General features: G+C 33.6%; 21 protein-coding genes. All 21 read left to right on the top strand.

The window, feature by feature from the left end:
* Nucleotides 1-56 precede the first annotated feature (56 nt).
* Nucleotides 57-1,199 carry a cysteine desulfurase family protein gene (locus ACF91D_RS23290; RefSeq protein ID WP_042738517.1) on the top strand — a complete coding sequence of 381 codons (1,143 nt, stop codon included), beginning with the start codon at nucleotides 57-59 and terminating at the stop codon, nucleotides 1,197-1,199.
* Nucleotides 1,200-2,312 carry a tRNA 2-thiouridine(34) synthase MnmA gene (mnmA, locus tag ACF91D_RS23285; RefSeq protein WP_392437785.1) on the top strand — a complete coding sequence of 371 codons (1,113 nt, stop codon included), beginning with the start codon at nucleotides 1,200-1,202 and terminating at the stop codon, nucleotides 2,310-2,312. It abuts the gene before it with no gap.
* Between the two features lie 138 nt (nucleotides 2,313-2,450).
* The gene (locus ACF91D_RS23280) at nucleotides 2,451-3,116 is read left to right on the top strand and encodes a tetratricopeptide repeat protein (RefSeq protein WP_042738519.1); all 666 of its coding nucleotides are present in this window, start codon (nucleotides 2,451-2,453) and stop codon (nucleotides 3,114-3,116) included.
* A 2-nt stretch (nucleotides 3,117-3,118) separates the two neighbouring features.
* On the top strand, nucleotides 3,119-5,509 hold the full coding sequence (gene recD2, locus ACF91D_RS23275; protein WP_107527556.1) for an SF1B family DNA helicase RecD2: 2,391 nt from the start codon (nucleotides 3,119-3,121) through the stop codon (nucleotides 5,507-5,509).
* Between the two features lie 361 nt (nucleotides 5,510-5,870).
* Nucleotides 5,871-8,501, top strand: coding sequence for an alanine--tRNA ligase (gene alaS / locus ACF91D_RS23270; RefSeq protein ID WP_119624415.1), 2,631 nt, complete (start codon nucleotides 5,871-5,873; stop codon nucleotides 8,499-8,501).
* Nucleotides 8,502-8,573: 72 nt separating this feature from the next.
* The gene (locus ACF91D_RS23265) at nucleotides 8,574-8,834 is read left to right on the top strand and encodes an IreB family regulatory phosphoprotein (RefSeq protein WP_107527555.1); all 261 of its coding nucleotides are present in this window, start codon (nucleotides 8,574-8,576) and stop codon (nucleotides 8,832-8,834) included.
* 3 nt (nucleotides 8,835-8,837) lie between these two features.
* A complete protein-coding gene (gene ruvX, locus ACF91D_RS23260; protein WP_042738523.1) occupies nucleotides 8,838-9,266 on the top strand; it encodes a Holliday junction resolvase RuvX in 429 nt (142 codons plus the stop codon).
* 17 nt (nucleotides 9,267-9,283) lie between these two features.
* The gene (locus tag ACF91D_RS23255) at nucleotides 9,284-9,613 is read left to right on the top strand and encodes a DUF1292 domain-containing protein (RefSeq protein ID WP_042738524.1); all 330 of its coding nucleotides are present in this window, start codon (nucleotides 9,284-9,286) and stop codon (nucleotides 9,611-9,613) included.
* A 586-nt stretch (nucleotides 9,614-10,199) separates the two neighbouring features.
* Nucleotides 10,200-10,841: an O-methyltransferase gene (locus tag ACF91D_RS23250; protein WP_107527867.1), complete on the top strand. Its 642-nt coding sequence runs from the start codon at nucleotides 10,200-10,202 to the stop codon at nucleotides 10,839-10,841.
* Nucleotides 10,838-11,761 carry a peptidase U32 family protein gene (locus ACF91D_RS23245; RefSeq protein WP_107527868.1) on the top strand — a complete coding sequence of 308 codons (924 nt, stop codon included), beginning with the start codon at nucleotides 10,838-10,840 and terminating at the stop codon, nucleotides 11,759-11,761. The genes ACF91D_RS23250 and ACF91D_RS23245 overlap by 4 nt, the downstream gene beginning before the upstream one ends.
* 13 nt (nucleotides 11,762-11,774) lie before the next feature.
* Nucleotides 11,775-13,046, top strand: a complete 1,272-nt coding sequence (locus ACF91D_RS23240) for a peptidase U32 family protein (RefSeq protein WP_042738527.1) — start codon at nucleotides 11,775-11,777, stop codon at nucleotides 13,044-13,046.
* Complete coding sequence (udk, locus tag ACF91D_RS23235) at nucleotides 13,046-13,669, top strand: uridine kinase (RefSeq protein WP_042738528.1); 624 nt, start codon at nucleotides 13,046-13,048, stop codon at nucleotides 13,667-13,669. Before ACF91D_RS23240 ends, udk begins: the two co-directional genes overlap by 1 nt.
* 27 nt (nucleotides 13,670-13,696) lie before the next feature.
* A complete protein-coding gene (gene greA / locus ACF91D_RS23230) occupies nucleotides 13,697-14,173 on the top strand; it encodes a transcription elongation factor GreA (protein WP_042738529.1) in 477 nt (158 codons plus the stop codon).
* 1,094 nt (nucleotides 14,174-15,267) lie between these two features.
* Entirely contained in the window at nucleotides 15,268-16,002 is a 735-nt protein-coding gene (gene pxpB, locus ACF91D_RS23225) for a 5-oxoprolinase subunit PxpB (RefSeq protein ID WP_107528070.1), read from the top strand.
* Nucleotides 15,992-16,996: a 5-oxoprolinase subunit C family protein gene (locus tag ACF91D_RS23220; RefSeq protein ID WP_119624414.1), complete on the top strand. Its 1,005-nt coding sequence runs from the start codon at nucleotides 15,992-15,994 to the stop codon at nucleotides 16,994-16,996. Before pxpB ends, ACF91D_RS23220 begins: the two co-directional genes overlap by 11 nt.
* A 2-nt stretch (nucleotides 16,997-16,998) precedes the next feature.
* Nucleotides 16,999-17,442, top strand: a complete 444-nt coding sequence (locus ACF91D_RS23215) for an acetyl-CoA carboxylase biotin carboxyl carrier protein (protein WP_107589623.1) — start codon at nucleotides 16,999-17,001, stop codon at nucleotides 17,440-17,442.
* Between the two features lie 22 nt (nucleotides 17,443-17,464).
* A complete protein-coding gene (locus ACF91D_RS23210; protein WP_107527925.1) occupies nucleotides 17,465-18,823 on the top strand; it encodes an acetyl-CoA carboxylase biotin carboxylase subunit in 1,359 nt (452 codons plus the stop codon).
* Nucleotides 18,823-19,581: a 5-oxoprolinase subunit PxpA gene (pxpA, locus tag ACF91D_RS23205; protein ID WP_042738533.1), complete on the top strand. Its 759-nt coding sequence runs from the start codon at nucleotides 18,823-18,825 to the stop codon at nucleotides 19,579-19,581. The genes ACF91D_RS23210 and pxpA overlap by 1 nt, the downstream gene beginning before the upstream one ends.
* Nucleotides 19,582-19,586: 5 nt before the next feature.
* Nucleotides 19,587-20,819, top strand: a complete 1,233-nt coding sequence (locus tag ACF91D_RS23200) for an NRAMP family divalent metal transporter (RefSeq protein WP_042738534.1) — start codon at nucleotides 19,587-19,589, stop codon at nucleotides 20,817-20,819.
* A 290-nt stretch (nucleotides 20,820-21,109) separates the two neighbouring features.
* Nucleotides 21,110-21,274, top strand: a complete 165-nt coding sequence (locus tag ACF91D_RS23195) for a hypothetical protein (RefSeq protein ID WP_157946391.1) — start codon at nucleotides 21,110-21,112, stop codon at nucleotides 21,272-21,274.
* Nucleotides 21,275-21,559: 285 nt separating this feature from the next.
* The coding region (gene mtnN / locus ACF91D_RS23190) for a 5'-methylthioadenosine/S-adenosylhomocysteine nucleosidase (protein WP_392437778.1) at nucleotides 21,560-22,045 on the top strand (486 nt) is incomplete at its 3' end.

Raw genomic sequence — 22,045 nt, 5'->3', positions numbered from 1 at the left:
ATTAATTAGATGGTGCTATCATTGGAACATTGATAAAAATTTAAGGAGTGTCAAACATGGAAGTATATGCAGACTACGCTGCAACAACCCCTGTAAAGCAGGAAGTAATCGATAAAATGATGGATATTTATACTGGTCATTATGGAAATCCTTCATCTATTCATAGTTTGGGACGAGATGCTCGAAAGTATTTAGATGAATCACGTAGAAATGTAGCCAAGATACTTGGCGCTAAACCGAGTGAAGTTATATTTACAAGTGGTGCAACAGAATCTAATAATACTGCTATAAAGGGTATTGCATATCAGTTACGTGAGCAAGGGAATCATATTATTACGACAAAAATTGAACACCATTCTGTACTCCATGTATTTGAACAACTTGAGCACGAGGGATTTGATGTAACATATCTAGATGTGAATAAAGAGGGAATAGTACAATTAGATCAATTAAAGGAAGCATTGACGCCATCAACTATTCTCGTTTCTATAATGTTTGTAAATAATGAAGTGGGTACTGTTCAACCAATGTATGATATTGATGCAATTGTTGCAGAGTCTAATGCACTCCTCCATGTTGATACAGTTCAAGCAATTGGTCACCTAGATATCAAGTTTAACGAGTTTGATATTGCGGCTATGAGTATTACAGCACATAAATTCGGTGGTCCAAAGGGTGTGGGTGCATTATTACTAAAAGAAAATACACCAATTCAATATACACAATTAGGCGGTGACCAAGAAGCGAAAAGACGTGCTGGCACAGAAAATTTACCACAGATTGTAGGTTTTTCAGAGGCCTTAACATTAGCTGATACACAACGTGATACAAATAATGTGCATTTGTTGAATTTGAAAAACTTATTTTTAGTATCATTGCAAGAGCGGTCAATACCATTTGAATTTAATGGATCAATGACTGACTCGACAGGTCATATTATTAATTTATACTTCCCTTTTATTGATGTAGAAACATTACTTACATTATTAGATTTATCGAATATATATGTATCTTCTGGTTCCGCATGTACTGCTGGAACTACTACGCCATCGCATGTACTAGTAGCGATGTTTGATACAGATGAACGAGCGAAACATTCAGTGAGATTTAGTTTTAATGAATTGACTACAGAGCAAGAAGTTAAATATATAGCTACAGAAATTCATAAAATATACCATAAATTCAAGGAGGAAATTTAGTTGTCAAATAAAGATACACGAGTTGTAGTCGGCATGTCAGGTGGCGTGGATAGTTCCGTTACTGCTCACATATTAAAAGAACAAGGTTATGATGTCATTGGCATTTTTATGAAGAATTGGGACGATACAGACGAAAATGGTTATTGTACTGCTACAGAAGATTATAATGATGTTATAGCTGTATGTAATCAAATTGGTATACCGTATTACGCGGTGAATTTTGAACAGGAATATTGGGATAAAGTATTCACATACTTTTTAGATGAATATAAAAAAGGACGTACACCAAATCCAGATGTTATGTGTAATAAAGAAATCAAATTCAAAGCATTTTTAGAACATGCATTGAAATTAGGTGCCGATTATGTAGCTACAGGTCATTATGCTAGAATTCGCCGTCACGAAGATGGACATGTAGAAATGCTTCGCGGTGTAGATAACAACAAAGATCAAACATACTTCTTAAATCAATTATCTCAAGAACAATTGTCTCATGTCATGTTCCCTATTGGAGATATTGATAAAAAAGAAGTACGTAAAATTGCTGAAGAAGCGGGGCTTGCAACAGCTAAGAAAAAAGATTCTACTGGAATTTGTTTTATTGGTGAACGTAATTTCAAAGAATTTTTATCGCAATATTTACCTGCACAAGCTGGCAAAATGCGTACACTATCAGGTGAAAAGGTTGGTATGCATGCTGGATTAATGTATTATACGATTGGTCAACGTCATGGCTTAGGTATTGGTGGAGATGGAGATCCATGGTTTGTTGTGGGCAAAAATTTAGACGACAATATTTTATATGTTGAACAAGGATTCCATCATGATGCATTATACAGTGATTATCTTATTGCTTCAGATGCATCATTTATCAATGCGGTTGATTTAGAAAAAGGATTTGCTTGTACTGCAAAATTCAGATATCGTCAAAAGGATACACAGGTCTTTGTAAGAAAAGAAAGTGAAAATGCTATTCGTGTGACCTTTGATGAACCAGTAAGAGCCATTACACCTGGACAAGCCGTTGTCTTTTATGATGGTGATGTATGTTTAGGCGGCGCTACTATTGATGATGTATTTAAAGAATCAGGTCAGTTAAGTTATGTAGTTTAATATATCAAATAGATTGGCAATGATTTAATATCGCTAGTATACTATGTAGAAGATAGTTTCTAGCGATTTCTTTTTGGGAATGTAAATATATTTATGATGCCGTAATGTTATAATAAAATCTCAGAAATGAGGGTTACAATGGAGCAAGAACAAATTTATGAATTAATTAAAGAAGGAAAAATTGAAGAGGCCTTAGCTGCGTTATTTAACAATATTGAGCAAGATCCACAACAAGTGGAAAATTATATTAACGCAGGCATATTAATTGCTGAAGCAGGGGAAGTTGAAAAAGCAGAAAAATTCTTCCAAAAGGCGATTACAATTGATCCTGAAAATGGAGCTATCTACTACAATTTAGGTAATGTATACTACAATGAAAGTAGATTTAAAGAAGCAATCAAGCTTTATCAGCAAGCGTTAAAATATAACATCGATAAGGTAGATACAAATTATATGATTGGCATGTCTTTCAATCATTTAGAAGCTTTTAAAGAAGCAATGCCATTCTTAATGACAGCTGCAGAATTAGATGAACGTCAAGATGTTGAGGTTCAATTTCAGTATGGGTTAGTGTTGTGCCATTTAGAAATGTTTGATGCTGCAATCAAGCAATTAGAGCATGTTGTTTCTGTAGAACCTACACATACGGATGCGTTATACAATTTAGGTTTGGCGACATATATGCAAACGGAAGATACATCAAAGGCTATTGCTTATTTTGAACAAGCAGTTGCCGTAAATCCAGAACATTTAATGAGTCAACATGCAATAAAGACATTTAAAGCTATTGCAGAGGAGGAGTAATTATGGAGGACCCTACATTATTTAATCAATCAATGATTAAAGGCACAGTAGATGCTATACTTTTTCAAAATAAAGAAAATTTCTACACCGTCTTAAAGGTCGATACGATTGAAACAAATGAAAATTTTGATTCGATGCCTACAATTGTAGGGTTCTTTCCAGATATTGCTGAAGGAGACGTATATACCTTTAAAGGTCAAATAGTGACGCACGCAAAGTATGGTAAGCAATTAAAAGCAGAAACATTTGAAAAGGAATTACCACAAACGAAAGAAGCGATAATTAGTTACTTGTCGAGTGATTTATTTAAAGGTATCGGAAAAAAAACAGCGCAAAGTATTGTTAATAAACTAGGTGAAAATGCAATCAATGATATATTGAATGATCCAACTATTCTAGAAAATGTGCCTGGTTTACCAAAAAAGAAACAAAAGCAAATAGCTGAACAAATTGCGAGTAATCAGGAAACAGAGCAAATCATTATCAGGCTACATGATTTAGGCTTTGGCCCCAAATTAGCGATGTCTATTTATCAAGCTTATCTTGGTGAAACATTGACGATAGTTGAACAAAAACCTTATCAACTCGTTTACGATGTTAAAGGAATAGGTTTTAATAAGGCGGATACTTTAGCAAGAAACGTTGGAATACAATTCAATGATCCTGAACGATTGAAAGCTGGTGTGCTTTATGTTCTAGAGGAAGAATGTATCAAACAAGGACATACATACTTGCCAACACAAACTGTGTTAGATATGACCAGTGACATGTTGTCGAATCAACCACAAGAAATAATTAACCACGAACAATTAGAAGAAGTCATGCAACAACTTGTAGATGCAGATAAGTTAATACGTCAAGACACTGAAGTTGCAATACCAAGTTTGTATTATTCTGAATTAAAAAGTGTCCAAAACTTGTATCGTAATTTTACTTATACTAACAAATTAAAGGAAATTGAACAGTCAGATTTATTGTTAGAGATAGGTGAAATTGAAACGAGAAATGATGTTAATTATGCTGAGTCACAACGAGAAGCGTTACAAACTGCAATTAATTCAAAGGTAATGTTGTTAACAGGTGGTCCAGGTACAGGTAAGACTACAGTAATTAAAGGTATTGTAGAATTATATGCTGAAATACATGGGTTATCTCTAGATTATGACGACTATAAAAATGATGATTATCCAGTTGTATTAGGTGCGCCAACTGGAAGGGCATCGAAACGTCTAGCAGATGCAACAGGACTTGAAGCTATGACGATTCATCGTTTGATAGGTTGGAATCAAGATACCCAACCTGAAGATATCTTGGATAACGAGATATCGGCCAAATTAATCATTATAGATGAAATGTCAATGGTTGATACGTGGCTATTTCACCAATTTATGAATGCTGTACCAATAGATGCCCAAATTGTACTCGTAGGCGATGAAGACCAATTGCCATCAGTAGGTCCAGGACAAGTATTTAAAGATTTAATTGACTCAAAAGTGGTGCCACGTGTGAATTTAACTGAAGTTTATCGCCAGCAGGATGGTTCAAGTATCATTGAATTAGCACATCGTATGAAATTAAACGAACCTATTGATATAACCCAACGTTATCACGATCGTAACTTTATTAATTGTAGTACTGAACAAATTCCTACTGTAGTCGAAAAGGTTGTGGGCAGTGCAGTGAAGAAAGGCTATGACATGAGTGATATTCAAGTATTAGCGCCTATGTATAAAGGGTCAGCCGGTATTAAAAAGCTCAATACAGTGTTGCAATCTATACTTAATCCTAAACAAAAAGATTCTAGAGAAATAGAATTTGGTGATGTGATATTTCGTAAAAGAGATAAAGTATTGCAACTTGTGAATAGACCTAGCGATAATATTTTTAATGGTGATATTGGTGTTGTTGTAGGTATATTTTGGGCAAAGGAAAATGCCTTGAATAAAGACGTCTTAGTCGTTGATTTTGAAGGAAATGAAATTACATTTTCAAGACAAGATTTAATGGAGTTAACACATGCTTATTGTACTTCTATTCATAAGTCACAAGGGTCTGAATTTCCAATCGTCATTATGCCTATGGTCAAACAATACTTTAGAATGTTACAAAAGCCTATATTATATACTGGATTAACGAGAGCTAAACAGTCGCTTGTATTTTTAGGAGATCCACAAGCCTTTGAAATAGGATTGAACACACATGGACAAGTGCGTTTGACTCAACTTTGTTCATTTTTAAAGGATTATTTCAATAATGAAGAAGCGGATACAGAAGCCCAACAAATAAATGAATATGTAGATGCCGATACGGTTTTAACTGAAACAACAATGTTTAAAATTGACCCAATGATTAATATGGGCCAAATTTCGCCTTATGATTTTATAGAAGATTGACAATAAGGCGGAAAATAAATACAATATAACTAACGTTGCATAAAGATGAGTAAATTATGTTAAACCCTATAGAGATGTACTGGTTGCTGAGAAGTACAGTTAACATAATTGAACGCTACTTTATGTCAGTAAACATAAGAACTAATTGAGTGATAAGTGAGAATTGGTGGATTTTGATGATGTGATGCCATGTAGTCCGATTGATAACATGACTAAATATTATTAATTTACTAATTACTTATAACTAGGGTGGTACCGCGAAACGTTCGTCCCTTTTATGAGGATGGGCGTTTTTTATTTGCTGATTTATAGTATTACTGGAATTGTGCAGAACATGAGATGAGATGGAGGATATTTAAGGATGAAAAATCTAAAAGCAAGTGAAATTAGACAAAGTTTTATAGATTATTTTGTTGAAAAAGGACATATGGTTGAACCATCAGCACCTTTAGTACCAATTGATGATGATTCGCTATTATGGATTAATTCAGGCGTAGCGACTTTAAAAAAATATTTCGATGGCCGTGAAACACCTAAAAAACCAAGGATTGTAAATTCTCAAAAGGCAATTCGAACAAATGATATTGAAAATGTAGGTTTCACTGCAAGACACCATACATTCTTTGAAATGCTTGGTAATTTTTCAATTGGGGACTACTTTAAACGTGAAGCAATTACATTTGCTTGGGAATTTTTAACAAGTGATAAATGGATGGCAATGGAGCCAGAAAAACTATATGTCACGATTCATCCTGAAGATACGGAAGCTTATAAAATTTGGAATGAAGAGATTGGTTTAGAGGAAAGTCGAATCATTCGTATTGAAGGAAATTTCTGGGATATTGGTGAAGGTCCTTCAGGTCCTAATACTGAGATTTTTTATGATAGAGGAGAGCAATTTGGTGCTAATGACCCAGCAGAGGAAATGTATCCAGGTGGAGAAAATGAGCGTTATCTTGAAGTATGGAATTTAGTATTTAGTGAGTTCAATCATAACAAAGATCACTCATATACGCCGTTACCAAATAAAAATATTGATACGGGTATGGGATTAGAACGTATGGCATCAATAGCTCAAAATGTTCGCACGAATTATGAAACAGATTTATTTATGCCAATTATTAATGAAGTTGAACAGATTTCAGGAAAAAAATATTTAGAAGTTGAAGCCAACGATGTAGCATTTAAAGTTATCGCTGACCATATTAGAACGATTGCCTTTGCCATTGCAGATGGTGCTTTGCCAGCAAATGAAGGTCGTGGATATGTATTACGACGTCTATTACGTCGTGCAGTGAGATTCAGTCAAACTTTAGATATCAATGAACCATTCATGTATCGTTTAGTGGATATTGTGGCTGAAATTATGGAACCGTATTATCCAAATGTTCTTGAAAAAGCTGATTTTATTAAACGTGTAATTAAATCTGAGGAAGAGCGTTTCCATGAAACATTAGAAGAAGGTTTAGCAATTTTAAATAATTTAGTTTCAAATGCAAAAGAAGGCAACCATCAGATAAGCGGTAAAGATGCATTTAAATTATATGATACTTATGGTTTCCCTATTGAACTAACTGAAGAAATTGCACTACAAGAACAATTGTCAGTAGATATGGAAACATTTGATGCAGAAATGCAACAACAAAGAGATAGAGCAAGACAAGCACGACAAAACACGCAATCTATGCAAGTACAAAGTGAAGTATTGAAAAATATTACAACACAAAGTAACTTTGTCGGTTACGATGTAATGGAGCAAGCTACAACAATAACTGATATACTATTTGACGGTGCATTAGTTGAATCTGTAGGAGCAGGTCAAAGCATTCACTTTATTTTAGAGGAAACACCGTTTTATGCGGTAAGTGGTGGTCAAGTTGCTGATAAAGGTACAGTTGGTAACGATCACTTTGAAATAGCTGTAAACGAAGTAACAAAAACGCCAAATGGTCAAAATCTCCACAAAGGTGAAGTTCAATTTGGTCAAGTTACAAAAGGTAGTACTGTAGAAGCTAAAGTAAATCAAAAAGCACGTTTAGCTATTGAGAAAAACCATAGCGCAACGCATTTATTACATGCTGCCTTGAAAGAAGTATTGGGAGATCATGTTAACCAAGCAGGTTCGTTAGTAGAAAGTGAGCGACTACGCTTTGACTTTTCACATTTTGGACCAATGAATGATAATGAAATTGCTGAAGTTGAACGTCGAGTTAACGAAGAAATTTGGAATAGCATCAATGTAAACATTAAAGAAATGTCAATTTCAGATGCAAAAGCAATGGGTGCAATGGCTTTATTCGGAGAAAAATATGGAGACGTTGTTCGTGTAGTAGATATGTCACCGTATTCTATCGAATTATGTGGAGGAACACATGTTAACAATACATCAGAAATTGGGTTGTTTAAAATTGTTAGTGAGTCAGGTACTGGTGCTGGAGTTAGACGTATTGAAGCGTTGACTGGTAAAGGTGCGTTCCAATATTTAGAAGCAGTTCAAGAAAAATTCAATGCTGTTAAAGATCTTGTGAAAGTGAAATCTGACGATCAAGTGGTTGATAAAGTGCAGCAAATGCAAGTAGACGAAAAAGAACTAACGAAGCAATTAGAACAACGTAATAAAGAAATTACGTCACTAAAAATGGGTGATATCACGGATCAAGTTGAAGAAATTAATGGACTTAAGGTATTAGCCACAGAAGTTGAAGTTGCAAATGCAAAAGCTATTCGTGAAACGATGGATGATTTCAAATCGAAGTTACAAGATACAGTAATTATCTTAATTAGTAACGTTGATGGAAAGGTTTCTCTTATCGCCACTGTACCTAAAGAACTTACAGGAAAAATCAAAGCTGGTGATATTATTAAGAATATGGCTCCACAAGTTGGTGGTAAAGGTGGCGGTCGTCCAGATATGGCTCAAGGTGGCGGAACTGAACCTGAAAACATCACAGAATCATTACGTTTCATTAAAAATTATATTAAATCACTATAACTTAAAACCATTGTCATGTAGAATGTAACTAAAGTATAGAAATTATTTGCGCGATTTAAGGAGTGTTTAACAATGGAAAACTTTGATAAAACAATGAAATTCAATTATGATGAAATTCCTAAAGAAGATGTCAAAACAGTATTGCAAAATGTCTACAAAACGTTAGAAGAAAAAAACTATAATCCTGTAAATCAAATTGTAGGTTATCTCTTATCTGGAGATCCTGCCTATATTCCGCGTCACAATGAAGCTAGAAATCAAATCCGTCGTATAGATCGTGATGATATTATGGAAGAATTAGTTTCAAATTATTTAACTGAGAATGATAAGTAAGCAATGCTAAAGCATAAAATAATAGGATTAGATGTAGGAAGTAAAACTGTTGGTATAGCAATAAGTGATTTAATGGGTTGGACAGCCCAAGGGTTAGATACACTCCAAATAGATGAAGCAAATGGCGATTTAGGTATAGCAGCATTAGTGAAAATAATAGAAAAAGAAAAAGTAGGCTCTGTTGTAATTGGATTGCCAAAGAATATGAATAATTCTATTGGATTTCGAGGCGAGGCTTCGTTACAATACAAGGAGCAACTACAAGAAGCATTGCCATCATTAGAGATTATTATGTGGGATGAACGATTGAGTACGATGGCCGCTGAACGTTCTTTACTAGAGGCAGATGTTTCAAGACAGAAAAGAAAAAAAGTAATAGACAAAATGGCAGCAGTATTCATCTTGCAAGGTTATTTAGATTCTATTCAATAATAAAGGAGCGTTATACAATGACAGAACATAATCATGATGCAGAATTACAAATTAACAACGAAGAGGAATTATTAACTTTATACGATGAAGAAGGTAATGAAGTCTTATACCGTAAAGTTTTAGAATTCTATCATCCAGAATTTAAGAAAGAGTATGTGATTCTTGCAGAAGAAGGCGCAGAATCTGATGACGATGATTTAGTAGAATTAATCCCAATGATTAATGAGGCTGATGAAAATGGTGACGGTGGTAAATTCTTACCAGTAGAAACAGATGAAGAATGGGATATGATTGAAGAAATCGTCAATACAGAAATGGATGATCATGACCACGATCATGAACACTAAATGATAATCTGATTTATTTTAGTCTGAACGATGATAATTAAATTAGTATGAGATTGGAAATCATATTCCTACTCTCAAAAGCAAGCGAGTCAATCCTTAATTGGGTTGACTCGCTTTTTAATTGTAGAAACATAATGTGTTATACATTTTCCTATAACTAGTTGATAAGTGTAACATTGGGTGGGAAGCATTTAGATTAAAGCGGTTATGTTATGTCAAAATATAACTAATATAGTTTAATTGTTTATTTTTCAAGAACTTTAAAACGCAAGATGAAAAACAAGGTTTGCATTAACTCAAAGTGGTAACACAAATAATCTATTAAAAGTCAGTTAATCAACACTCATTCAAACAATTTACACTTATAATATTCGTTACTTTATGGTAAAATATATAAAGTTAAATTTAAGTGGGAAATGATATATGCATGATTGTAATTGAATATTAAATGATGAAAATCAGTTTAATTGTTATTAAAAACAAACATGTTAATTTTGATATCTTAAAGTAATCAGTCAGTTTATAGGACTGATTTATTTTATTGAGAATTAAAGGGAATCATTTTGCCATAAAGGAAGTTATTACAATGGATAAAAATCAGTTGTATTTATTAGAATTACACAAACAAACTGATTCAAGAATAGAATCATTAAGATCTTATGCTGAACAGAATAATGTTCCAATCGTTGATCGTTTAACATTAGATATGATCAAACAATTAATTAGAATACATCAACCACAACAGATATTGGAAATTGGCACAGCAATTGGTTATAGCTCAATGCAATTTGCATCAGTCTCATCTGATATTCATGTTACAACAATAGAACGAGATGAAGCTATGTTGACACAAGCAAAGAACAACAGAACGACATTTGGTTTTAATGCGCAAATAAGACAAATTGTGGGTAATGCATTGGAACAATTTGAACAGGTAAATGATAGAGTTTACGATATGATTTTTATCGATGCAGCTAAAGCTCAATCACAAAAATTCTTCGAACTTTATACACCATTACTAAAAGATGGCGGTATGGTTATAACAGATAATGTGTTATATCATGGTTTCGTTGCAGATATTGACATAGTTAGAAATCGCAATGTACGTCAAATGGTTAAGAAAGTCCAGTCTTACAATGAATGGTTGATGAATAATGAAAATTATACTACAAACTTTTTAAATATCGATGATGGTTTAGCAATATCAATTAAAGGAGCTTCAAAATGACTGAATTATTAGTTACTCCAAAATCTGTAGCACATATAAGCACGCTAATTGATAAGGGTGCAGATGCCTTTGTGATTGGTGAACAGAAATTTGGATTAAGACTTGCAGGTGAATTTAATAGAACAGATATGGAAGAAGCTGTAAAGTTAATCCATAAACATGGAAAAAAAGCATATGCCGCAGTAAATGGTATCTTTCACAATTACCACTTAAACGCATTAGAATCATACATAGCATTTTTACATGAAATTCAAGTTGATAGAATTATCTTTGGTGATCCAGCAGTCGTTATGTATGTTAAAGCGCAACAGAATCCCATTCCGTTAAATTGGGACGCAGAAGCACTTGTAACGAACCATTTCCAATGTAATTATTGGGGGCAAAAGGGTGCTAAACGTGCACAGCTTGCGAGAGAATTAAGCTTAGAAGAAATTTTAAATATTAAAGCAAATACTAACGTTGAGGTTGAAGTACAAGTTCATGGTATGACGTGCATGTTCCAATCTAAACGTATGTTATTAGGCAATTATTATACATTTCAAGAGCGTCAAATGAAGATTCAGAGAAATAAAGAGGCGAATGAACTCTTATTATATGATGAAGAACGAGATAACAAATATCCCGTATATGAAGATTACAATGGTACACATATTATGTCGCCAAATGATATTTGCTTGATTGAAGAATTAGATTCACTGTTAGAAGCAGGAATTGACTCGTTGAAAATTGATGGTGTCTTACAAACTGAAACATATATTAACGTGTGTACTGAACAATATAGAGAAGCAATCGATTTATATCATGAAGATCCTGAAGCATATGAAGATGAGAAGTTTATGCTCGTTGATCCTATTGAGGCAATTCAACCGGAACATCGTCCATTTGACGAAGGATTCTTATTTAAACAAACGGTTTACTAAGGAGGGCTTAAGAATGAAAGTTTTAGAAAAAGAAAATGCACAACAACTACCTAAAATAAAAAAGCCTGAACTTCTCGCCCCGGCTGGAAATTTAGAAAAGTTAAAAATTGCGGTTCATTATGGTGCGGATGCGGTGTTTCTTGGTGGACAAGAATATGGCTTGAGATCAAATGCTGATAACTTTACGATGGAAGAAATCAAAGAGGGTGTTGAATTCGCGAATCGTTATGGAGCAAAAATCTATGTTACGACAAATATCATTGCACATGATGAAAATATTGAGGGGTTAGATGAATACCTCAGAGCACTTGAAAAAACAGGTGCAACTGGTATTATCGTGGCAGATCCATTAATTATTGAAACATGTAAACGCGTTGCTCCAAAATTAGAAATTCATTTATCGACACAACAATCACTTTCGAACTATAAAGCGGTTGAATTTTGGAAAGAGGAAGGATTGGACCGTGTTGTGTTGGCTCGTGAAACAGGTGCCATGGAAATGCAAGAAATGAAAGACAAAGTTGACATTGAAATTGAGTCATTTATACACGGTGCAATGTGTATAGCTTATTCAGGTCGTTGTACATTAAGTAACCATATGACAGCACGTGATTCGAACCGTGGTGGTTGTTGTCAAAGTTGTCGTTGGGATTATGACTTGTTAGAGGTCGATGAAGATGGAGAATTAGATCTTTACTATGACGGTGAGGGTGAAGTTACACCATTTGCTATGAGTCCTAAAGATTTAAAATTAATTGAATCTATACCTAATATGATGGATATTGGTGTTGACTCTTTAAAAATTGAAGGTAGAATGAAATCAATTCATTATATTGCGACAGTTGTGTCAGTATATAGAAAGGTTATTGACGCATATGCCGCAGATCCACAAAACTTTAAAATCAAACCTGAATGGTTAATTGAATTAGATAAATGTGCAAATAGAGACACTGCTTCAGCCTTTATTGAAGGGACACCTGGCTTTGAAGAACAAATGTTTGGTGAGCAAGGTTCAAAGAAATCGCCATTTGATTTTTGTGGTTTAGTATTAGATTATGATGAAACAACACATATTGCTACGGTTCAACAACGCAATAATTTTAAACCGGGCCAAGAAATTGAATTCTTTGGTCCAGAAATCGAAACATTTAGACAAGTTGTTGATAAGATATACGATGAAGAGGGTAATGAACTTGATGCTGCACGTCATCCATTGCAAATCGTGCAAATTAAAGTAGATCATCCAATTTATCCGAACAACATGATGAGAAAGGAAATTGGATAATGAAAAGTACGACAATTATTGGTATTGCTGGTGGCTCAGGTTCAGGTAAAACATCTGTAACAAATGAAATTATGAAAAATTTAGAAGGTCATAGTGTTGCATTATTAGCGCAAGACTATTACTATAAAGACCAATCGCATTTAACATTTGAAGAACGTTTGGAGACAAATTACGACCATCCATTTGCTTTCGATAACGATTTGCTAATCGAAAATTTAAATGACTTGCGTAATGGTAAACAAATTGAAGTACCTACGTATGATTACACAAATCATACGAGAAGTGATGAAACGATTGCATTTGAGCCAAAAGATGTTATTATCGTAGAAGGTATCTTTGCATTGGAAAATAAAACATTAAGAGACTTAATGGATGTTAAGATTTATGTCGATACAGATGCAGACTTACGTATTCTAAGAAGACTTTTACGTGATACAGAAGAAAGAGGTCGTACGATGGAGTCTGTAATTAATCAATATTTAAATGTGGTTCGACCAATGCATAATCAATTTATTGAACCGACAAAGAGATATGCAGATATTATTATTCCAGAAGGTGGAAGTAATAAAGTAGCTATCGATATAATGACAACAAAGATTCAAACATTAGTAAGTAAACAATAGTATGTATATGTAAAGGAAGATGACACTATGGAAAATCAAAAACAATATCCAATGACACAAGAAGGATTTGAGAAATTAGAACGTGAACTTGAAGAATTAAAAACAGTAAAACGTCCTGAAGTCGTTGAAAAAATTAAAGTAGCGCGTTCTTTCGGTGATTTATCTGAGAACTCTGAGTATGATGCTGCGAAAGACGAGCAAGGATTTATCGAACAAGATATCCAACGTGTTGAACATATGTTAAGAAATGCGTTAATCATCGAAGATACTGGTGACAATAATCAAGTACAACTTGGTAAAACAGTTACATTTATCGAATTACCAGGTGATGAAGAAGAAAGTTATCAAATCGTTGGATCTGCAGAGGCAGATGCATTTAAAGGTAAAATCTCTAATGAATCACCAATGGCTAAAAGTTTAATTGGTAAAAAATTAGAAGACGAAGTACGTGTACCATTACCAAATGGTGGAGAAATTAACGTTAAGATCGTCAATATCAAATAATAATAATCAAAATACTGTCTAAACTATTACTCATGTTGATAAAAGTATGAGCATAACCGGTCACTATTTGATTGTATAACATATAGTTTCAGAACATGAACGACTCTAACATGTTTATAATGAATCTGGAACTTAAATACGTAGCATTAAGCCCATCAAAGGTCTAAAATCTTTGATGGGCTTATTATTTATTTCAATAATCTGTAATTTTATTGCTCACTTACCAAGGTGCTCGATCGAATTCCGTCTCGACACGCATACTACGCTCACAGTCATTCGCAAACAATATGAAGTTCTAATATGTTATTACTAAAAAAGTAAGACATATACTTATAATTAAATAAATTCCACTAAACTAAATTAACGAGGTGTCTTATGTATAAAAATTAGAATATGTCTCAATTTACTCTACCTATGGAAACAGAAAGGCTAATCATTAAAAACGATAGCGCACACATTGTAAAGAGCATTTAGTAGAAATTATTTCAGACAGTGAAGTCGACGAAGTGAACTATTCCTATGGAGTTTCTTCTTATTATCCTAAAATGTTGTTAAAAATCATCCTTTTTACATATATAAATCCAAGCGATTTTCTCCAGATGCAAAATCGAAAGTGCTTTAACTGATCGCATTCGAATGATAATGGTTAGCACAAAAACAAACTCCTGTTTATAGAACAATTAATCCATTTAAAGTGAACTCAATTGAGCATGATGACATGATTAAATAACAATTATATTTTTAGTTACATATTGAAGTATTCTCATATGACTAAAGTGCTATAAATTAAAAAATTGAATTTTAGTAAATATGAATAGGTTATTTAAGGTGGGATTTTACACTTTAGCAAGAAATATCTATACGACAGCTGTGCGATTTGGTAAATTATTACTAATAATAAACTTTATTTTCTAAATTTTCTAAAAGTAAAGATTATTACAAGTTTAAGTTATATGATTAGGATAGGTTATTAACAATTATAATTTTTTGTAATTAAACATATAACTTAAATTGATGATATAATTAAAATGTTAAGCGTACAATTAAATATTTTACAAAAACGAATTGTTAATAACATAAAGGGGAGAATGTTTTTGGAATTTAAATTAATTAACGAGCAAACAATTATGATTTACTTTGAAAATCAAATTGATCCTAAAACGTTCGCAAAGGTACAACATGTGTCTCAATATATTAAGGATAAACAACTTCAGTCAATAACTGAGATAATACCTTCTTATAGAGCAATTATGTTATATGTTGATACTAATATTTCAACGTTGAACGAAGTATTAAATGACTTGGATTTGGAACAATTGGATATAAGTTCAATAAATGAGAAACAATTAAGAAATAAGACGATTCATTTACCTGTACTATATGGAGGGGAATATGGTCAGGATATTGAAGAAGTTGCAACTTACAATGATTTAACAACAGAAGAGGTTGTCAAAATACATAGCAGCAATAAATATTTAATTTATATGCTCGGTTTCATGCCAGGGTTCCCATTTTTAGGAGGCTTAGATGCTAATTTGCATACACCTAGACGCAAAGAGCCAAGAACAAAGATAGAAGCTGGTTCGGTAGGTATCGCAAATAATCAGACTGGATTATATCCGAAGCAATCACCTGGAGGTTGGCAAATTATTGGTCGAACACCTATCAATGTATTTGATATTAATCGTGAACCGATGTGTTTGTATGAAGCAGGAGATTCGATTCAATTTTATTCAATTGATAAAGACACTTATCAACAAATTGAACAGGAACAAACACAAGATGATTTTAATATTGAAAAGTGGGTGAAGTTTGATTATGAGCATTAAAATATTAAAACCAGGATTATTTAGTACCGTCCAAGATAAAGGTCGAGTAGGTTATCAGGATCAAGGATTTTCGTCTGCGGGTGCATTAGATGATAATGCACTTCGATTAGGTCAAGCGTTATTGAACCATGAAGGACCAGCAATTGAATATACAGTAATTGGACCTACTATAGAATTTTTAGCAGATAATGCTATTGTTATGACGGGAGCCCGTTTTAACGTTACCTTAAATAGCGACAATATTGATCAGAATACAGTCATTAACGTGAAAAAGGGTGATGTTTTAGAAATCGGTCAAGTAACGAAAGGTGCTCGAGGCTATTTAAATTTTGCTAATCCATTACAATTACCTAAAATCGCAGGTAGCTATTCGACACACACAAGAAGTCAAATTGGTGGTTATCAAGGTAGAACGTTAAAAAAAGATGACGTATTAACAACAGAAAAAGTGAAGAATTATACAACGCGCATTGGTCTAAGTGCAAATTACAATGAAGAGATATTCGACCAACAGATTATTTATATCGTTGAAGGGCCTCAGATCGATGCATTTTCAGAAACATCAATAAATGCGCTTACATCATCTGTATTTAAAATATCAGAGCAGTCAGACCGTATGGGTTATAGACTACAAGGTGATAGTATTCCACCAATATCGTCGGCCGATATTATTTCTGAACCTGTAGCACTAGGAAGTATCCAAGTACCAAATGATGGTAATCCAATTATTTTACTTAATGATAAACAAACAGTAGGTGGATATACAAAAATTGCAACAGTTTGTGCCATGGATTTACAAGTTCTTGCACAAAAACAACCTGGATCTGAAATTCAATTTGAATGGATATCTGTTGAACAAGCAACTGAACAATTAAAAGAGAAAGAACATAAATTTCTTCAAGAGTTAACAAACATAGAGCAAAAACCAATATATGATTTGAAGCAATTAAGATCTACAGCTTCAAGAATTAAGAATTTATTAAAAGGGGAATAATGATGAATTTTGAAAAAATAGAGCAATTAATAAAACTTGTTAAAGATAATGACATGAAGAAATTTAAATATAAAGATTATGAGCAAGAAATTGAATTTGATTTTACGGACAATCAGATTAATCAAAGTGTGGGAAATGCGGCCACTCAACCGCAGAGTTTAGATTCACAACCAAGTACAACTCAACAGCAAACAGCATCAGATGAAAGCGTTGACTATGTGAAAGCACCGATGGTCGGTACATTTTTCTTACAAGATGAAAAGGAACTTACAAATCCTTTAGTCAATGTAGGAGATGAAATCAAGAAAGGCGATACAATTGGTTATATTGAAGCAATGAAAGTCCTAAATGAAGTGACTAGCGATGTAGAAGGTGTGGTTGATGAAATTCTAGTATCACACGGAACTACTGTCGAATATGATCAAGCCATTATCAAAGTAAAATAAATTTCTGAAAGGGGCGTTTGCATTGTATCGTTGTTTAATTGCAAACAGAGGTGAAATTGCTGTACGCATCATCCGTGCATGTAGAGAATTAGGAATCGAGACAGTTGCTATTTATGCCAAAGGGGATGAATCCAGTCTGCATGTCAGCTTAGCTGATCAAGCAATTTGTATTGGAGAAGCAAATCCGTTAGATAGTTATTTAAATCAAGATCGAATTATTAGCGCTGCAGAAATAACCGGCGCAAATGCAATTCATCCAGGTTATGGATTTTTATCAGAAAGTCCGTCTTTCGCTAAAAAAGTTGAAGAAAATGATATCTATTTTATCGGACCAACATATAAAACAATGGAATTAATGGGTGATAAAATCACCGCAAGACAAACCGTTGATCAAGCTGGAGTACCTATCATTCCTGGTTCAACAGATGATGTGAAAACTGTTGAAGAAGTAAAACATATAGCTGAAGAAATTGGTTATCCACTTGTGCTTAAGGCAGCGAGTGGTGGTGGTGGTAAAGGTATTCGCATAGTGAAAGAAGCATCTGAACTACCAAAACTGTTTAAAGAAGCTAAAAGTGAAGGGAAAAAATACTTTGATGACGATCGTATCTATGTAGAGGCATTTATACCTGTTGCGAAACATGTTGAAGTACAAGTGCTAGGTGATGGTCAATTTAACTATATACATCTAGGAGAACGCGATTGTTCTGTTCAGCGAAAAAATCAAAAGTTAATTGAAGAATCGCCCTGTGCAGCATTAACTGAAGAAAAAAGAACTGCAATCTGTAACGATGCAGTAAAAGTTGCCAAAGCATCAAACTATCGTAGTGCGGGAACAATAGAATTTTTAGTGACCGAAGATAGTTATTATTTCATTGAAATGAACGCACGTATTCAAGTAGAACATACCGTTACAGAAATGCGTGCAAATAGAGACTTGTTGCAAGCACAACTTTACCTGATGCAACATAATGAGTTGCCATTTAATCAGTCTGAAGTGCAATTTGATGGGCACGTTATTGAAGCGCGTATTAATGCAGAGAACCCAGAAAAGCAATTCCAACCTTCACCAGGTAAAGTAAATGCATTACATTTACCACAAGGGTTTAACGTAAGAGTAGATAGTCTGTTATACCCAGGCTATACTGTGTCACCAAATTATGATTCATTGGTCGCGAAGGTAATTGTAAAGGCTGACAATCGTGACTTAGCAATTCATAAATTGAAAGTAACATTAGATGAAATGGTTATTGATGGATTTACAACTACAGCTGACTTTTTATATGCAGTGCTTTCATATCCGTTATATGCTGAAGGTGATGCAAGAGATGTTGATATAAAATTCTTAGATAGACATCAAATTATCAAGGGGGAATCATAATGCAAATCGACTTAAATTGTGATTTAGGAGAGGCATTTGGTAATTACTCATTCGGTGGAGATACAGATATTATACCGTTAATTACTTCTGCTAACATCGCTTGTGGATTTCATGCAGGTGATCAACACGTAATGAATGAAACGATTAAACTAGCTAAAGCAAATCATATTGGTATAGGTGCTCATCCAGGTTTACCTGACTTACAAGGCTTTGGCAGAAGAAATATGGATTTAACACCAGATGAAGTTTATGACGTCGTAGTGTATCAACTTGGTGCATTAAATGGGTTCTGTAAAATTCATGATGTGCAATTAAATCATGTTAAACCACATGGCGCATTATATCAAATGGGTGCTAGAAACAAAGAAATTGCTAATGCGATTGCCCAAGCAGTGTATGACTTTGATAAAACATTGATTTATGTAGGTTTGTCCAATACTTTATTGATTTCAGAAGCACAAGCAGTTGGGTTGAAAACGGCTTCTGAAGTATTTGCTGACAGACGTTATGAAGATGATGGTCAGTTAGTAAGTAGGAAAGATAATGACGCATTGATAACAGATACTGAAGAGGCTATCAATCAAGTATTGAGAATGGTAACTGAGCAAAAAGTAATTACAAAGAACAAAAATGAAATAGACATACAAGCAGATACAATTTGTGTCCATGGGGATGGCGCACATGCATTGGAATTCGTATCTCAAATTAGAGAGCGTTTAACGAAAGAAGGTATTTCTATTACCAAAATAGGGGGATAAACAAAATGGGAGATAAATTAAAGCCGAAAGCAACAGAGGAAAGTTTCACAAAAAATCATAAAAGGTTACTGTTAGGATCAGTATTTTTAATGGCAACATCTGCAATAGGACCCGCTTTCTTAACTCAAACTGCAGTTTTTACAGCACAATTCACTGCAAGTTTTGCATTCGCCATTTTATTATCAATACTAATTGATATTGGTGCTCAAATTAATATTTGGAGAATATTAGTTGTTACTGGAAAACGTGGTCAAGAAGTTGCCAACGAAATTTTAGGAGGCCTTGGCACTTTCATTTCAATATTAATTGGTATTGGAGGACTTGCCTTTAATATTGGGAATATTGCTGGAGCTGGTTTAGGATTAAATGCAATTTTTGGAATAGACGTTAAAATAGGTGCGGCAATCACAGCAGTACTATCAATTGCGATTTTCATTAGTAAAAGTGGACAAAAAATAATGGATGTTGTAACAATGTTCTTAGGTGTATTAATGATTGCTGTAGTAGCGTTTGTTATGTTTAAAGCAAACCCACCCTATTTAGAAGCAGCAACACATATGGTAATGCCAGAGCAACCACTTGCATTAGTGTTACCAATTATTACCTTAGTTGGTGGTACTGTAGGCGGATACATTACCTTTGCTGGTGCACACAGAATCTTAGATTCAGGTGTAGAAGGAAAATCATTTTTGCCGTTTGTTAATAAAGCTGCAGTGGCAGGGATTTTAACAACTGGTGTATTAAGAACACTGTTATTCTTAGCGGTATTAGGTGTTGTGGTAACAGGTGTAACTTTAAACTCTGAGAACCCACCAGCATCAGTATTTGAACATGTGTTAGGTCCGATTGGTAGAAACATATTCGGTATTGTATTATTTGCTGCCGCTATGTCATCAGTGATTGGCTCTGCTTATACAAGTGCAACATTCTTGAAAACTTTACACAAATCTGTAAATAATAAAACAAATATTATTGTTATCACGTTTATTGTTGTATCTACACTCGTATTCTTGTTCTTAGGTAAGCCCGTTACATTATTAATTGTAGCAGGTGCGTTAAATGGTTTAATCTTACCAATAACATTAGGAACAATCCTTATCGCAAGTAAACGTAAATCTATCGTTGGTGACTATAAACACCCAACTTGGATGCTCGTATTTGGTATTATTGCAGTCATTGTTACGATTGTAACAGGGGTGTTCTCACTGCAAGGTTTAACAGAATTATGGGGATCTTAAGATTTCTATAATGCATTAGTTAATTATCAAACAAACCCTCTGCAATACTTTCAAAAAATGGATTACAGAGGTTTTGTTTAGAACTTATAGACTGTCGACATAAAACCTATGTTGACAGTTTTTTTATTATTGAAAATTTAGATTGTGCAAAAAATCGACTATTTAATTACATTTATAATTAGCTCAAACATTTAACTATTTTATTTAATGTAGTATATTATAAAATGTATTGCTAAAATATAATGTATTATATTTTATAGCTATGTTTTCAATAGTAAGGGATGTTTAAGATGGAAAGAATTATAGATTTTGTAATTGTACTTATTATTGGTATTGTACTCATATCACTAGTTTGTATGGCAATGGCAAGTGTGATGCCATTATTACGAATGACATGGCACAGTGTATATGAAACACCGAGAATGTCTTATGAGTTTCCTCGAAGATACTACTAATGTTAGAGGACTTTTAATGTTAAGTAATGTAATTTGAATGAATATTTGACCAGTTTGCAAAGATGGTCTATACTTTTTAAATTAATAAATTTTTCGAGGCAGATAAAAAATTGTTTTTATCTGTTTTTTACTGTAAAAAATAAATTCGATTATATTAATACTGTATGGAGATGAATGTGACTGAAATTGCATGAAATCAGCGAAAATATTGTATCTAAGATCGAGCTATGAATATAAATATGGTAGAATAGCAAAGGCTAGGATTTTAAGATGAGGTGAATTATAATGATAGGTATCATAGGTGCTATGGAAGAGGAAGTAGCAATCTTAAAAAATAAAATTAATGCATTAGAAGAAATAAAAATAGCGCATGTTATTTTTTATAAAGGACAATTAGAAGGTAAAGATATCGTTTTAACGCAAAGTGGAATTGGTAAAGTTAATGTTGCGATTTCTACAACGTTATTAATCGAACAGTTTAAACCCGATTTAATCATTAATACTGGTTCTGCAGGTGCGTTAGACAAAGCGTTAAATGTTGGAGATGTCGTTGTAAGTGATCGTGTAATGTATCATGATGCAGATGCTAGAGCATTTGGATATGAATTGGGACAAATTCCACAAATGCCAGCAAGTTTCGATAGTGATAGTAATTTATTACAGAAGGCAACTGAGGCTATTAAAGAACAGCAATTAACTGCCAAGATTGGACTTATTGTCAGTGGTGATAGTTTTATTGGTACATTTGAACAACGTGCGACTATTAAGGAG

The sequence above is a fragment of the Staphylococcus sp. 231237_7MaSpsaltlick genome, assembly GCF_043107035.1.
The sequence above is the reverse complement of the archived record's forward strand: the minus strand, read 5'-3'. Positions and strand labels throughout refer to the sequence as shown.